At 56.9% G+C, this 15,030-nt stretch carries 15 protein-coding genes; 11 read left to right on the top strand and 4 right to left on the bottom strand.

Annotated elements, in window-relative coordinates; translation table 11 throughout:
- The first annotated feature begins 37 nt into the window (after positions 1-37).
- Positions 38-466, top strand: a complete 429-nt coding sequence (locus MPRO_RS09775; protein ID WP_067291138.1) for a PaaI family thioesterase — start codon at positions 38-40, stop codon at positions 464-466.
- A gap of 40 nt (positions 467-506) precedes the next feature.
- Complete coding sequence (locus MPRO_RS09770; protein WP_245635062.1) at positions 507-1,331, top strand: alpha/beta fold hydrolase; 825 nt, start codon at positions 507-509, stop codon at positions 1,329-1,331.
- 19 nt (positions 1,332-1,350) lie between these two features.
- On the opposite strand, the gene MPRO_RS09765 is transcribed toward MPRO_RS09770, so the two are convergent.
- The 3 genes from MPRO_RS09765 to MPRO_RS09755 all read right to left on the bottom strand — a co-directional run bounded on the left by MPRO_RS09765 (position 1,351) and on the right by MPRO_RS09755 (position 5,457).
- On the bottom strand, positions 1,351-1,962 hold the full coding sequence (locus MPRO_RS09765) for a response regulator transcription factor (RefSeq protein WP_067291131.1): 612 nt from the start codon (positions 1,960-1,962) through the stop codon (positions 1,351-1,353).
- Positions 1,963-2,037: 75 nt separating this feature from the next.
- Positions 2,038-3,591 (bottom strand): PAS domain-containing sensor histidine kinase, encoded by a 1,554-nt coding sequence (locus tag MPRO_RS09760; RefSeq protein ID WP_067291128.1) that lies wholly within the window; start codon positions 3,589-3,591, stop codon positions 2,038-2,040.
- 156 nt (positions 3,592-3,747) lie between these two features.
- Complete coding sequence (locus tag MPRO_RS09755) at positions 3,748-5,457, bottom strand: sigma-54-dependent Fis family transcriptional regulator (protein ID WP_067291125.1); 1,710 nt, start codon at positions 5,455-5,457, stop codon at positions 3,748-3,750.
- A 428-nt stretch (positions 5,458-5,885) separates the two neighbouring features.
- On the opposite strand from MPRO_RS09755, the gene MPRO_RS09750 reads away from it, so the two are divergent.
- The 8 genes from MPRO_RS09750 (at position 5,886) to MPRO_RS09715 (ending at position 13,085) form a co-directional block, all read left to right on the top strand.
- Positions 5,886-6,158, top strand: a complete 273-nt coding sequence (locus MPRO_RS09750) for a phenol hydroxylase subunit (protein ID WP_245635061.1) — start codon at positions 5,886-5,888, stop codon at positions 6,156-6,158.
- 1 nt (position 6,159) lies between these two features.
- Positions 6,160-7,155: an aromatic/alkene monooxygenase hydroxylase subunit beta gene (locus tag MPRO_RS09745; RefSeq protein ID WP_067291117.1), complete on the top strand. Its 996-nt coding sequence runs from the start codon at positions 6,160-6,162 to the stop codon at positions 7,153-7,155.
- The gene (locus MPRO_RS09740) at positions 7,155-7,424 is read left to right on the top strand and encodes an MmoB/DmpM family protein (RefSeq protein ID WP_216821279.1); all 270 of its coding nucleotides are present in this window, start codon (positions 7,155-7,157) and stop codon (positions 7,422-7,424) included. Before MPRO_RS09745 ends, MPRO_RS09740 begins: the two co-directional genes overlap by 1 nt.
- Positions 7,425-7,454: 30 nt before the next feature.
- Positions 7,455-8,957, top strand: coding sequence for an aromatic/alkene/methane monooxygenase hydroxylase/oxygenase subunit alpha (locus tag MPRO_RS09735; RefSeq protein ID WP_067291108.1), 1,503 nt, complete (start codon positions 7,455-7,457; stop codon positions 8,955-8,957).
- 77 nt (positions 8,958-9,034) lie between these two features.
- Positions 9,035-9,397 carry a phenol hydroxylase subunit P4 gene (locus MPRO_RS09730; protein ID WP_067291106.1) on the top strand — a complete coding sequence of 121 codons (363 nt, stop codon included), beginning with the start codon at positions 9,035-9,037 and terminating at the stop codon, positions 9,395-9,397.
- An 11-nt stretch (positions 9,398-9,408) separates the two neighbouring features.
- Positions 9,409-10,470, top strand: a complete 1,062-nt coding sequence (locus MPRO_RS09725; protein ID WP_067291103.1) for an NADH:ubiquinone reductase (Na(+)-transporting) subunit F — start codon at positions 9,409-9,411, stop codon at positions 10,468-10,470.
- Between the two features lie 625 nt (positions 10,471-11,095).
- Positions 11,096-11,746 (top strand): PEP-CTERM sorting domain-containing protein, encoded by a 651-nt coding sequence (locus tag MPRO_RS09720; protein WP_067291099.1) that lies wholly within the window; start codon positions 11,096-11,098, stop codon positions 11,744-11,746.
- Positions 11,747-12,128: 382 nt separating this feature from the next.
- On the top strand, positions 12,129-13,085 hold the full coding sequence (locus MPRO_RS09715) for an AraC family transcriptional regulator (RefSeq protein WP_067291096.1): 957 nt from the start codon (positions 12,129-12,131) through the stop codon (positions 13,083-13,085).
- 22 nt (positions 13,086-13,107) lie between these two features.
- Here MPRO_RS09715 and cuyB read toward each other — a convergent pair whose 3' ends face one another.
- Positions 13,108-13,824: a cysteate racemase gene (cuyB, locus tag MPRO_RS09710; RefSeq protein WP_082708616.1), complete on the bottom strand. Its 717-nt coding sequence runs from the start codon at positions 13,822-13,824 to the stop codon at positions 13,108-13,110.
- A 294-nt stretch (positions 13,825-14,118) separates the two neighbouring features.
- Here cuyB and MPRO_RS09705 point away from each other — a divergent pair, with 294 nt between their 5' ends.
- On the top strand, positions 14,119-15,027 hold the full coding sequence (locus MPRO_RS09705; RefSeq protein ID WP_067291093.1) for a LysR substrate-binding domain-containing protein: 909 nt from the start codon (positions 14,119-14,121) through the stop codon (positions 15,025-15,027).
- The last annotated feature ends 3 nt before the right edge of the window (positions 15,028-15,030 follow it).

Genomic DNA, 15,030 nt, shown 5'->3' with positions numbered 1-15,030 from the left:
CTTAGTACGCAACCTCAAACCAACAAGGAATACATCCATGCCCGTTCTGGATTTGCAGCAGTTGAATCAGTTTCTTGCCGAGCATTTCCCCCAGGGAGATCAATACGGCGTGCTAGAGTCGGTGGGGCGCGGTTCGGCGGTGATGCGCCTGGCGGTGTCCGAACAACACCTTCGTCCCGGCGGCTCAGTGTCGGGGCCTGCCATGATGGCACTGGCCGATGTCGCCGTTTACGCGGCACTTCTGACCCGTATTGGTCCGGTGGCGCTGGCGGTTACCAGCAATCTTAATATCAATTTTTTGCGCAAACCTCTGGCTGATGCAGATCTGATCGCCGATGCCCGTATGCTCAAGGTGGGCAGAATGCTGGCGGTGGGTGAGGTCTATCTGTATTCAGGCAAAGCGGCTGCAACAGAAGGCTCCGACCCGGTTGCTCATGCGACTCTAACCTATGCCATTCCACAGTGATCTGAGTCTGGATACATAACTGAGGGATGGGGGACTATCCATGATGACCGCTGAATGGAACACCGTTGAGCTGACGCTGGAGCAGGGTGTCAGCATTGGTGCCTTGCATGGTCGACTTATTGATTCCCAGGCCGATACGAACGTGCAGCGGCCAACCCTGGTGCTGCTGCACGAAGCCCTGGGCTGTATCGCCATGTGGAAACAGGTGCCGCAACAGCTGATGGCGCTTACAGGCGCTGATGTCTTTGTTTACGAGCGCAGGGGTTATGGTAGCTCCAGCCCGATCACGTTACCGCGCCCGGACGACTATCTGGAGCAGGAGGGCCGTGACTGGTTGCCTCGGATACTGGATAGCGCTGGTATCACGGGGCCGGTGATTCTGGTGGGCCACAGTGATGGTGGCTCCATTGCGCTGGTCGGCGCTGCGGTACTTGGGGAGCGGGTGATCGGGCTGGTGACGATGGCGGCGCATATCTATATCGACCATTTGACTCTGGCCGGGATCAGTACGACTGTGGCGCGTTACCGGGAGCCTGACAGCGACCTGCCGGTGCGGCTGGCTCGCTATCACGGTGAGCGTACCGATCTGCTGTTCCGGGCCTGGCATGAAACCTGGGCCCGGCCAGCCTATAGCACTTTCAATCTGGGGCCCTGGCTCAGCGATATTTATTGCCCGGCGTTGATCATGCAGGGGGAGGAGGATCAGTATGGTGTGCCGGAGCAGGTGAGCGATATCTGTGCAGGCATAGGCACGGGGGCTAAGCCTCTGCTGATCCGTGACTGCGGCCATATCCCGCATCTGGAGGCGCCGGCTGCCACTTTGCCGGCGATCGCCGACTTTGTGACGAGCCTTGAGCCGCTATAAAAAAGTAAATGGCTTAGTTTTAAGGGTCTAGCTGCGCCGCCTGGGTGACCAGCACCGGCAGGCTACTAGCCTCCATTTTGCTCATCACCCGGGCGCGGTGAACTTCCACCGTTTTCGGGCTTATGCCTAAATCCTCGGCGATTTCGCGGTTGGCGCGGCCAGTGACAACCAGCGCCATCACTTCTTTCTCCCGTCGGCTCAGGCCGTCGTAGCGGTTGCGGATCTGTGCCTGTTGCTGCTTTTGCTGCTGCTGCTCGCAGGCCTGACGCAGGCCCAGGCCCACCCGGTGCAGCAGCAGGGCGTCGTCGAAGGGTTTCTCCAGAAAATCCATGGCGCCATTTTTGATAGCGGTTACCGCCATGGGAATATCGCCGTGGCCACTGAGCACAATGATGGGTAGCTCAATACCTTTATCCGGCAGCATCTGTTGCAGCGCCAGGCCGTTGATGTCCGGCATGCGCACATCCAGCAGCATGCAGCCGGGGCTGCCGTCGTAGCCATCCAGAAAAGCCTGGGCAGAATTGAAACTGGTAACGCTAAGGCCGTCTGACTCAAGCAGCCACTGCATGGAGGCGCGGAAATCATCGTCGTCATCGACGATAAAAACCGTCCCGTCCGGTGGAGTCTTCATAGCTCATCCTGAATAGTCGAATAGTTAAAGTAGGGCGTGCCGTTGTGTGTTGCCTATGGATCAATAACCATGGGTTCAGGGCCATTGATCCTGATGCCGGCTGACGGGCAGGCTGAACTTGAACACAGTACCGCTGTGGCCGTCGCTCTGGGCCCACAACTGGCCACCATGGCTTTCAATAATGGTTCTGGATATGGCCAGCCCCATGCCAAGCCCGCTGGACTTGGACGTAAAAAAAGCATCGAACAGCTGGCTCAGCGCCTCGGCACTCACGCCCTTGGCGCAGTCGGTGATCGCCACCTCTATATGGCCCTGGTCGCAACGGCTGCTAATGGTAACCGTTCTCAGAGCCTGCTCACAATCGCTGTACGCCTCAATGGCGTTGCGTATCAGGTTGAGCAGCACCTGCTCGATCTGAATACGGTCGGCGGTAAGGCTTGGGTCCTCGGTGGCGAGATCGAAAATGAAATCAATGCGATTATCGCTGGCTTCCTGGCGCAGAAAGCCGGCGACATCCTGGCAGCTGTCGTTGATCGAAAATTCGATACGTTGGTACTCGGTGCGTTTTACATAACTGCGAATGCGCTTGATGATCTCGGCGGCACGCTTGGCCTGGCCGCCGATCAGCTGCATGGCCTGCAGTGCCTGGTCAAGGCTAAGGTCCTTGCCATCTTCTGCTCGGCGCAGGGTGCCGCGACAGTAGTTCAGAATGGCGGCCAGCGGCTGGTTGATTTCATGGGCCAGTCCCGTGGCCATTTCCCCGACCGACAGTAGCCGCGACATATGCGCCAGCTCCAGCTGCTGGCGCCGGGCGGCGTCCTCGGCCCTGCGCTTGAGGGTAATATCGCGGCCAATGATGGAGTAGTACTCCACCCGGCGATTTTCAACATGATTGCGGTGGGCGATGATTTCGCGCACTTCGGCGATGCGTGAATCCTTGCCAGCGGGCAGCTGCAGCGCAATGCTGCCATACCAGCAACCGTGCTGGGCGGCGTGATCGAGGCCTGCCAGCAGCAGGGTGCTGTAACTCTGGGCATCGACGAGGTCACGCAGATTGAGTGCGATGGTGCCGTCCGGGCCGCTGCCAAGGGTGCTGGAGGCCGCCTCGTTCAGGTAGGTCAGTTGCAGCGTGTCGGGGCTGCAAAACATGATCAGGTCGGAGCTGGATTCCACCACCCGGGCCAGGCGGCGGGTGGCGCGTTGAGCCTGTTCGCGCTGGGTGACATCGCGGGAAACACAGATAATTTCGATTGGCTCGCCACCGTCATCGCGAATGGTGCGGCTGGTGGTTTCGAGCCACACATAGTGACCTTGCTTGTGGCGATAACGGTAAACGTTGGTGTAAAGGCCACTGCGATAGCTGACCGACTCGGCCCGTTTTATCAGATTGTCGGCGTCATCCGGGTGGAACAGATCGTAGCCGGGTGTGCCGATTATCTCGCTGGTTTTGTAGCCCAGCAGGCGCTCGACGGCTGGGCTGACATCGACATAGGTCCACTCTGAACTGGGTGTGTGGCGGGAAATCATATCGGTGGACTGTTCTGCCAGGAGCCGATAACGCTGTGCCTCGCGACGGGATTCATCGAGCTCTGCGAGCAGTTTTTCGTACTGGGCGGCGGTCAGGGTCATGGCGGTTTCTATCGGAACAATGGATCGCAGTCGGTGCTTGAACCCCAGTGTACCCAAAGCCTTAGGGGAATACCCTTGTTCAGTGGCTTGAGTAGCGGAGTTAGGGCAGCGCTGCCGGTCCTGTCCAGCTTCTTTTCATTGCGTAGCTCAGGAAGCTCAGTGCTTTTTCAGTTTGTAGGCCAGCTGCGGTCGCGTCATGCCCAGCAGGCGGGCGGCCCGGGCGACATTATTGTCCGTTTTGGCCATGGCGGTCTGAATCATGCGGGTTTCGACCTGTTCCAGACTGACGTCATCCTTGATGGCCTGGTCACACAGGGCCTGCAAGGCAGCGCCGACTCCCGCTCCAGCGTCCGTCGTACTTTGCATGTTGATCTGGCCCGCCCGGTTAATGGTGTTCAGCGGGTGGCTGGGTTCAGATAGCGACGGGAACAGGGCTTCGATATCAATTGTATGGTTGTTGTCGCTGAGGATAATGCCGCGCTCGATCATGTTTTCCAGTTCGCGGATATTGCCGGGCCACTTGTACTGCAGCAGGGCCTGCAGCGCCATATCCGAAACACCCAGGGTGCGCTTGTTGTAGAGGCTGTGATACTTCTCGAGGAAATGCTCGATCAGCAGCGTAATGTCTTCGGTACGTTCACGCAGCGGCGGGATACGCACTGGAAAAACATTCAGGCGATAGAAGAGGTCGGCGCGAAAGGTACCATTTTTGACCGCTGTCTCCAGATCCTCGTTGGTGGCCGCGACGACGCGAACATCGATCTTGCGGGTGTGGCTGTCGCCGACGCGCTCCAGTTCGCCTTCCTGCAGTACCCGCAGTAGCGTCGCCTGGGCTCTGGGTGACAGTTCGATCACCTCATCTAGAAAGAGTGTGCCCTTGTCGGCCCGCTCGAATTTGCCTTCGCGGGACTGGGTCGCGCCTGTATAGGCGCCTTTCTCCACGCCGAACAGCTCGGCCTCAATCAGATCCGGCGGTATGCAGGCACAGTTTACGGCTATAAAGGGCTTGTCGGCGCGATCCGAGCTCAGGTGCAGTCCTTTGGCCACGACTTCCTTGCCAACGCCCGTTTCCCCCTGCAACAGCACAGTAACGCGGCTGCTGGAGGCGCGTCGAATCAACTGGCAAACGTTCATAAAGGCGCTGGAGCGCCCCACTGAGTTAATAAGCAGGTCCGTGTCCTGGGGGGAGTAGCGCGCATTGTCCCGCAGCTCGCTGAGTTCATGGCGCAGGGCAAACAGCTCGTCGGCGATGGGGTCTGGCAGGAGCAGGCGTTCGAGTTCGGCACGGTCCTCCCATTCTTCCACTGGCTTGCCAATAATGCGGCAGTGATCGGCCCCGCAGCCGGCGCATTCCTGCTCCTTGTAGATAATGGTCCGGCCCATGTAAAAGGTCGTAAATCCGCTGGCATATCCGATCAGGGTCCAGCAGATCGGGTCCTCGGCTAGGCCGAAGTCATGCCGGTGTACTTCGGCTTCATAGGAGTCGAACCAGTCAAACTCTCCGTAGAATGTGCCGGCTTCTATATCGAACTCCAGGCCAATGGGCTGCACATTAACCATCCCCTTAATGCCATGCAGCTGGGGGCCAACGAAAAAGGCCTCTTTTTTTGACAGATCCGGTCGCACCTTGGCGACCAGCTCTGCGTCCTTCCAGCCCGAGTGGTAGCCAAAACGCATCAGGAAGCCCCGTGTTCGCTCGACGCCCATGGTTTCGACCAGCTCCTTGCGCAACTGGCCCATGACGGCGGAATGAATCAGCAGCATGCGCTGCTCGTTGAACCAGATTTTGCCGCGTTCGGTTTCAAAGCGTATTTGGGACAGCAGGTCTTCGTTTGCAGGGAGCTGCAGATCGGTCTGAGTAGGCATTGTTGTTATATACCGGCGCTGAAAATGAAATCTCTTTTTATTGTTGAATGATTTTCGCCTGAATTGGAAGGGATGCCGTCTTAAGGCGCCGTTGGGCGCCCTGGTGCCTGTCGCTTTTCTACCGCCTGAACTTTATCAAATGGTCACTTTCCCCTGAGTTGCTTGATCAATTGCTCACTTTTTACGGCGGAGCCGGGTTGGTTGTCTTGTGCCAAATACAGCATATGAATGCGCTGGGTTGTAAATAAAAATGATTTAAAACAGGTAGTTAATATTAGTCTGTGACATTTTTTTTGCTCCTGTTGAGTAACTGGCACGCGGGTTGCTCTCGTCCTGTTGAACCTTCATCAGCGACAACGAGAACAAACGCGATGAGCAGATTGCCTTCTCAAGAACCTGTCGGGATGCGTCCCGATACCTTCAACCGAATGACGAAATACGTCCGGGTGCGCAGTCAGCCCGGTGACCGTTTTGTCGAGTTCGACTTTGCCATCGGCGATCCGACCCTGTTCGTGGAACTGGTGATGCCCGTCACCGCCTTCGAACGCTTTTGCCGGACTCAGGGTGCCGTTGCCATGACGGCCGCGCAGACCGCCGAGGTGGATGCCCAGATGGAAAAATGGCGCTACGGCGAAGGCACCCTGATGGCACAGAACCAGAATCGATCCGCCAATAACAACAACTCAGAGTTGGGAAATTAACATGAGCGTTGAAATCAAGACGTCCACGCTGGAGCCGGTGCGCAATACCTTTGCGAATATCGAACGCCGCTTTGGCGACAAGCCCGCGACCCGCTATCAGGAGGCCACCTACGACCTGCAGGCCGAAACCAACTACCATTACCGCCCGCTGTGGCAGCCCGAGTTCGAACTCAACGACAAGGGGCGTACCGCCATTGAGATGCAGGACTGGTATGCCTTTAAAGATCCGCGCCAGTATTACTACGGTGCCTATGTTGGCCAGCGCGCCCGCATGCAGGAGCACGCCGAGAACAACTATGCCTTCTTCGAAAAGCGCAACCTGGCGGCGCTGCTCAGCGATGAACTGCGCGCCAGCCTGATCCGCCTGCTGGTGCCGCTACGCCATGTCGAACATACCGCCAACCTGAACAACATGTACGGCACGGCTTACGGTTACGGCACCGCTATTACCCAGGCACTGCTGTACGACGCCATGGATCGGCTGGGCATCGCCCAATACTTCTCACGTATTGGCCTGATTCTGGACGGCAACAGTGGTGATGCGCTGGTGGAGGCAAAACAGCTGTGGTTGCAGGCTCCGCTCTGGCAGGGGATGCGGGCGTTGTGCGAGGAAACCCTGGTGACAGAGGACTGGTTCGAGTTGTTTGTGGCTCAGGATCTGGTCATCGACAGCCTGGTCAGTGACCTGGTCTACACCCAGTTCGATACCTGGCTGGCCGCCAACGGCGGCCAGGACGTGGCGATGCTGACCGAGTTCATGCAGGAGTGGTGCAAGGAGCACACCCGCTGGGTCGATGCTGTGCTGAAAATCGCTGCCGCAGAGTCCGACGCCAACAAGGCTCTGCTGGGCCAGTGGGTCGAACGCTGGCGTGGCAAGGCCGCCGAGGCTCTGGCCCCCATAGCACAGGAAATGCTGGGCGATGACGCCCTGGCCGAATCACTGGCCGCGCTGGACAAGCGCCTGGTCAAAGCCGGTATCGCAGGAGGAAACCTCTGATGTCAAAGGTCTATATCGCGCTGCAGGACAACGATCAGTCCCGCTACATCGTTGAAGCCATCGAGGACGACAACCCCGAGGTCACCGTCAATTACATGCCGGCCATGATCCGCATCGAATGCGAGGGCCAGCTGGTGGTTAGGCGCGAAACCGTAGAGGACAAACTCGGCCGGGACTGGGACATACAGGAACTGCACCTGAACCTGATCACCCTCGGCGGCAACGTCGATGAAGACGATGATCGACTCAGCCTGAGCTGGAATGCATAACCGCACTTAATAAGAAAAGAGGTATCCGACATGGCTGCTAAAAAACTCAATACCAAAGACAAATACCGACTGCTGACGCGGGATCTGGACTGGGAATTTTCCTATGAAGATCGCAAGCAGGCTTTTCCGTTCGAGGAATTCGAGGGTATCAAGATTACCGACTGGTCGAAATGGGAAGATCCGTTTCGCCTCACCATGGATACCTACTGGAAGTACCAGGCGGAAAAAGAGAAAAAGCTCTATGCCATTTTTGACGCCGTCGCGCAGAACAACGGCCATACCAATATTTCGGATCCGCGTTATGCCAATGCACTCAAGCTGTTCCTGACCGGCGTTTCGCCGCTGGAGTATCAGGCGCACCAGGGCTTTGCCCATACCGGGCGTCAGTTCGGTGGCGTTGGTGCCCGCATCGCCTGCCAGATGCAGTCCATAGACGAATTGCGCCATGTGCAGACCCAGGTTCATGCCATGAGCCACTACAACAAGTTCTTTGACGGTTTCCAGGACTGGTCGCATATGCATGACCGTGTCTGGTACCTGTCGGTGCCCAAATCCTTCTTCGATGATGCCCGCAGCGCAGGCCCGTTCGAGTTCCTGGTGGCCATCAGCTTCAGCTTCGAATACGTGCTGACCAACCTGCTGTTCGTGCCCTTTATGTCGGGCGCGGCCTATAACGGTGACATGGCGACAGTGACCTTCGGTTTTTCGGCGCAGTCCGATGAGGCAAGGCACATGACCCTGGGGCTGGAAGTCATCAAGTTCCTGCTGGAGCAGCACGAAGACAACGTCCCCATCGTGCAGGAGTGGATCGACAAATGGTTCTGGCGCGGTACTCGTCTGCTCACGCTGGTATCGATGATGATGGACTACATGCTGCCCAACAAGGTCATGAGCTGGAAAGAGGCCTGGGAAGTGTATTTCGAAGAGGCCGGCGGTGCCCTGTTCAAGGATCTGGCTCGCTACGGTATTCGTGCACCCAAATATGCCGAGACCATTGAGAAAGAGAAGGAACACGTTTCGCATCAGGCCTGGTGGCTGTTCTACAGCTACGGCGATGCGACCGCCTTCCACACCTGGATCCCGTCCGATGAGGAGCTGGACTGGCTGAGCGAGAAGTACCCTGACACCTTCGACAAGTATTACCGACCGCGCTGGGAGATGGCCAAAAAGATGGAGGCCCAGGGCAAGCGCTTTTACACCAAGGGCCTGCCGCAGCTGTGCAACTGCTGCCAGATTCCGCTGATGTTTACTGAAATGGACAATCCGACCCAGCTGGCCTATCGCGACACCGTCTACAAGGACGAACGCTACCACTTCTGCTCCGATGGCTGTCACGACATCTTCGTGGCCGAACCCGAGAAATATGTTCAGTCCTGGCTGCCGGTGCATCAAATCCTGCAGGGCAATTGCGGCGGGCCAGGGCTTGAGGATGTGCTGCGCGACTATTACCGCATGAATGTCGGCGCCGACAACCTGGATATGAAGGGCTCACCGGACGAGCAGCGCTGGAATAGCTGGAAGGGCGTTGCCTGAACCCCGCCTCGACAAGCAGCTAACAATAACGACTGACAAGGTGCGCCGGGCTGAATCCGGCGTGCGGAGGTATGACTATGTCCCTTAAAACGTTGAAACCGGGTTATAGCGGCGAGGTGAAAGATCGCCTCGAAAATTTTAATGGCAATCAGCTGGTCTATGTCGGCTGGGATCATCAGTTGCTGTTCTGTGCGCCTTTTACCCTTGCGGTGTCACCGGACATCCCCTTTGGTCAGCTGCGAGACCAGGTGATGGCATCGGTCTTCAGCCCCCACCCTGAGTGGACCCAGATCAACTGGGATAGCGCCGGCTGGCTGCTCGATGGCAAAGCCTTTGTACCGCAACTCGACGTGTCTCTGCAGGCGCAGGGTATAGACCACAAGTCCCTGCTGCGTTTTCAGACCCCTGAGCTGGCGGGCTTTATGTCCGCGGCTGTCTGAGGAAGGCGATCATGAGCTACCAGATTACAGTGGAACCAACCGGCGATCTGATCGAGGTCGAAGAAGGGCAGACCATCCTTGATGCCGCCCTGCGCCAGGGCGTCTGGCTACCCTTTGCCTGTGGTCATGGCACCTGCGCCACCTGCAAGGTGCAGGTACTGGAAGGCGATGCCGATATAGGCGAGGCCTCAGCCTTTGCACTGATGGACATGGAGCGGGACGAGGGCAAGATACTGGTGTGCTGCGCGCGCCCCGAATCCGATATGGTGATCGAAGCCGATATCGATGTGGATCCAGATTTCGCCGGCCACCCAGTGCAAGATTTCGAAGCCTCCGTCGCCGAGATCCGTGATCTGTCGCCAACCATCAAGGGCATTCAACTTAAGTTGGATAGGCCTATGGCCTTCCAGGCCGGTCAGTACATTAACCTCAATATTCCAGGGGTGGAGGGCACCCGTGCCTTCTCCATCGCCAATCCACCGGGCGATAACGAAACCATCGAGCTGCATGTGCGACGGGTGGAAGGCGGCGCTGGCACCGCCTGGCTGCACGAGCAGATGCAGCCTGGCGACAGCCTGGCGCTCAGCGGCCCCTTCGGGCAGTTCTTCGTACGAACTTCGGATAGCCAGGACGCGATCTTTCTGGCCGGCGGCTCGGGTCTCTCGAGCCCGCAATCCATGATTCTGGACCTGCTGGCCCAGGGCGATCAGCGCCAGATCTACCTGTTCCAGGGTGCACGTAACCTGGCCGAACTCTATAACCGGGAACTGTTCGATACCCTGGCAAAGGAGCATGCCCACTTTCACTACATACCGGTGCTAAGCGCCCCCGAACCCGAGGATAGCTGGCAGGGCTTTAGCGGTTATGTGCATGAAGCGGCAATGCAGCATTTCGATAACCGTTTCAACGGTCACAAGGCCTATCTTTGTGGTCCGCCGCCGATGATCGATGCCGCCATCAGCACTCTGATGCAGGGGCGCCTGTTCGAGCGGGATATTCACATGGAGCGTTTCGTCACCGCAGCCGATGGCGCAGCGGGTCCGGAGCGCTCGGCCCTGTTCAAACGGATCTGAGCACAGGCGCCAGAATTCGGCACCGGCATCAGGGGCCTAGCCCCTGATGCCGGTTTTGCATCTGGTTTGGGTATTAGCTGAATATTCCAACATGAAGTACCGTCTCGAAGGGCGTCGAAGAGGTAGTAGCGGCAATCGCCGATCTCGGCTCTACAAAAGGCAAGCTGGACAATCTCAGCGGCACTGTCTGTCGAGCGTCGTACCCGAGCAACTGGAGTCCAGCATACTCCTCACAACGCTGGCAATTTTTCAAAAATCTGCTAGTCAGGTCGTACAATAATTTTAAACAACTGTTTTAAAAACAAACAAATACTAGTAATTGTTTATGTTTTGCTATGCTCATATCTTGGTTGACCAAATTTCGATATTTGAATGGAGGATGCTTTTTCTGTCCTGTTTGTGGTGGTGCCTTGTGCATCTGCAAACGCGGGCTCGTTTGACAGGCTCATGAGTGAAACCAGGAAATTCCACCGGAGATCGTAGTGTCTCCTCCGCAGACGTGATGTGGGGTGTTGGTGGAGCGGCCGCTAGAAATGCAGCCTGAACAGGTGGGTAGCTTGAATGTAATTGATCTGATCAGGTTCAGGTCATAGCCACCTGATGACAAGCGAACAGGAGAGAAATTGTGAAAGTACCCAAGCAAGTTCTGGTTGTCAGCCTCGCACTCGCCATCGGTGGCGTTAGCAGTGCAACACAGGCCGGGATTATCAGCGTGTTCGATGGCATCGGAAGCGGCAAATTACGTGCCGACTGGGAGACCCAGGCAGGCGTCTTCATGGAAGAAGACTTTGCTGGCGGTGTTCTGGAGGACTTCAGTATTTCCATTGCCGGCACGCTCCATAACGGTTTTGATACTCTGGGCCAGCTAACCGACCGGCTTGCTCCGGGCGGCAGTACGACCATTACTTTTGACTTCGAGATCTTCGCCTTCGGGGCAAACTGGGATTTGAGGTATAAGGGCGCAGGGCGCGGCATCCAGATGAATGCAGGAGGTGTCCAGATACCTTTGCAGATTCCCTCTGCCCATGCAGGGGGATTTTTTGGGTTTATTTCGGATGTCGGGTTTACACAACTGGTTCTGTCGGCAGGCACCCAAGGTGGTGGTCCGGAGAAGTATACCGCTGACAATTTTGTTTATGCCACCTATACCCAGCTTCTGGATCCCGCCCCAGCCTCAGTCCCAGCCGCGCAAATTGTGGCGGTGCCGGAACCTGGAACATTGGCCTTGCTGGTACTGGGAATCTTCGGTATAGGCTTCTGGCACCGCAAAACCTGATAGGTTTACTGGCTTGACCACCGACGGGCGGACCGCGCTACATGCGCGGCGATGCCCGTTCTGGATGCACTTGCAAAAATGCGTGACAAGCCCTGCGCTTGGGGTAACAGAGTGGTTATCCGATAAGTGTGGCTGTGCTGAAGTGGCTCTCCCCCAAGGGCCGCCTCGTTGCGTTTCGTGACACTTCTCCTGCTCAAAGCAAAACAGGGGCGCCTCTTGGCAACTCTTCTCCCTGCGAAAAGTCTGCAAAGGCCTTTAATACAGGTACAGCCTGGAATTCACTCGCAATAGAGTGGCTCAATTGTTCGGAATGACGGATTGAGACCGATGGCATGTTCACATATAATAAACGCTATTACAATAATGACAAAAGGTGCTGCGGATGCTGAATCACGTACTTGCCAACAGTGTCGTGCGCAAGGATGTGTGCCCGGAGGATGTGTCGGATTACGTCAATGCGCATATAGGGCAGCACCGGCTGACGACACTGGGTTCCGGTAAGATGCGCTCATCGCTGCGCTACGCCAGCTTTGCCCGCCTGGGGCTGTCGCATATATCGTACGGTGGTGAGGTACGGGTTCATTCTCCGGATCTGGAAGAGGTCTATCATCTCCAGGTGGTCACCAGTGGCAGCTGTACCTGGAATTTCGATGAAGACCGCCTGTCGCTGTCTGCCGGCCAGGCGCTGATGATGAACCCCCATGAAAAAAGCGACCTGACCTATTCTGCAGACTGCCAGAAACTGATCGTCAAAATACCCGAATCCATCATAAAGTCGGTCTGTGTCGAGAGTGGCCGGGCATTGCCCAAGGATGGTCTGCGCTTTCAGCGTAAGGTCATGGATCTGGACGCGTCCATCGCCTTTATGCGCCTGGTGGAGGCGGTCTATGAGGAAGCGTCTGAAAGCGAGGTGGATATGGCCCGCGCATCCGGTGCCTATGCTGACCTGCTGGCCAACAAGCTTTTGTCGGTGTTTCCCTGCAACCTGTTGCAGTATCGCAGTATTGCTGGCTCCGAGGGGGCCTTGCAGTTGATTCGTCGCTATCTGCAAGAGCGGATTCGCGAAGATGTCACGGTGGAAGAGCTGGCGGTTCTGTGTAATGTCAGTGTGCGCAGCCTCTATAACATCTTCGCCCGGGATGTCGGCATCACGCCCAAGCTGTTTATCAAACAGATGAAACTGCAAAACCTTCACGCGGACCTGAAGCAAGGGGTTAACGCCCGCAATGTGACCGAGATAGCGCTGGATTACGGCTTCAGCCACCTGGGGCGCTTTTCGTCGGATTACCGCAAACAGTTTGGCGAGTTGCCCTCCGAAACCCTGCGCCGGGTACGCTAATTCTTCGCAGCCTTGGTGATGTTTAGGCTGCAACGTCCTGGGTCTGGTGATTGATCTGATACCAGTCGACGCAGGCTTTTGCCAGGACGCCAGTCGCATCAATGCCATGTCGGCTCAAGCTCGAATTGATTGAATCCAGCGCCAGGGGGATTTCGGTGCAGCCCAAAATCACCCGCTCGACCCCCGATGCCAGCATTCTTTGCAGACAGTCTTCCAGTATTATCGCCCCCTGTTCCAGCGCGCCAGATTTTACGCAGTAAATGCCTTCCATTATGCGCTGTTGCAGCATGGCAGCATGTTCGATGAGATCAATGCCATAATGCGCCAGTTCCTGTGTATAGAACCCCGCTTTCAGAGTGCCATCCGTCGCCATCAGCCCTACGCGAGTCACGCCTTGTGCCGACAGCTGTTCGGCACAGGCGCGGGCAATGTGCAGTATCGGCACGGGGCTGGCCTCGGCCAGGGCCGGGTGCCAGTAGTGCGCAGTATTACAGGGAATGGCGATACAACCGGCGCCACCGGCTACCAGGGTGTTAAGCCCCTGGGTAAGGGCGGCCAATGGTGATTCGCGGTTGTCCATCAGGCAGGCGGTGCGGTCCGGTATCTGAGGCACACTGTGTATCAGCAGGGGCAGGTGATCCTGATCCCGCGATGCTGCTGTTTGATCGATGATTTTTTTGACGAAATCGACCGTGGCCAGGGGGCCCATACCGCCGAGAATACCGATCGTAGTGTTCATGTGTTTCTCCTGAGGTGACAGTGAGAAAGCTATCGCAGCAGGGGCGCGCGCGACCAATGCCGGATCGGCAGGCCCCATGCAGGTTTTGCATGGACGGGTTTATTCCGTTTGCTAATCAACAGGATATTGGCTATATACCTGCCCGGTATGGGGTAGGTGATGTTGGCATAGGGCTTTGCCGAGTGGGGTTACGGGCTTGGCATGCAGGTATAATGGGCGCAATCGCAGCCACAAATCGGCGATCTTTTGAGTCCCTGGCCTGCGGTGCTGGCTGTAAGCGAGGATTTTTGATAGGTGAATATTGAAACCAAATGGCTGGAAGACTTTCTGTCGCTTGCCGTCACTCAGAGCTTTTCCCGCTCGGCTGAAGAACGTCACCTGACCCAGCCGGCATTCAGCCGCCGGATCAAGGCGCTGGAGTTCGCCCTGGGCTGTCAGCTTATCGATAGAAGCAGCGTGCCGGTACAGCTGACCGACGAAGGTCAGTTGTTTCGCATCACCGCGAGAAATCTGGTGGTCCAGCTGCAGGACAGTGTTGCCCATCTAAGATCACTGCGTAAAAAGGGCACCCGGGTTATCGATGTGGCTGTGTCCCATACGCTGTCGCTTTCGTTCTTCCCGGCTTTTATCCAGTCATTGCAGGATGCACTTGAAGACACCCGCACGCGCCAGTTGGTGGCCAATGTGGATGACAGCGTTCAGGCGCTGAAAAATGGTATCTGTGATTTTCTGCTGGCGTTTGAAGACCCAACCCTGGATTCGGAAGCTTTTCGCAAGCTGGAACTGCAAACCGAACAGCTGGTGCCCATCTGTCGTGCCGACGAAGAAGGCCGGCCCCTGTTTGATCTCGATGCCCTCGACGCTAAGACCCTGCCTTATCTAGCGTATCCCTCTGGCATCTATCTGGGGCGCTGTGTGGATGCCTTGCTGGCAAAACCGCCCCATCCGGTGGCATTGCGCCAGACCTTTGAGTCGTCGCTGGCGGACAGTCTCAAGGTAATGGCGCTGCAGGGCCTGGGTGTGGCCTGGGTGCCGACTTTTGCCATTCGTGATGAACTGCGTCAGGGCTTTCTGGTGGTATGCGGAGCCAAGACCTGGCAGCGTCCCTTGAGGGTGTGCCTCTACCGTTGCAGCCGAACGCTGAGTCTGGAAGCTGAAACTCTGTGGCAGGTACTTGAGCGCCGCTATGGTGGCCCCCAATAATGG

Origin of the sequence: Marinobacterium profundum (assembly GCF_001528745.1) — a bacterium.
Lineage (GTDB): Bacteria > Pseudomonadota > Gammaproteobacteria > Pseudomonadales > Balneatricaceae > Marinobacterium_A > Marinobacterium_A profundum.
The sequence above is the reverse complement of the archived record's forward strand: the minus strand, read 5'-3'. Positions and strand labels throughout refer to the sequence as shown.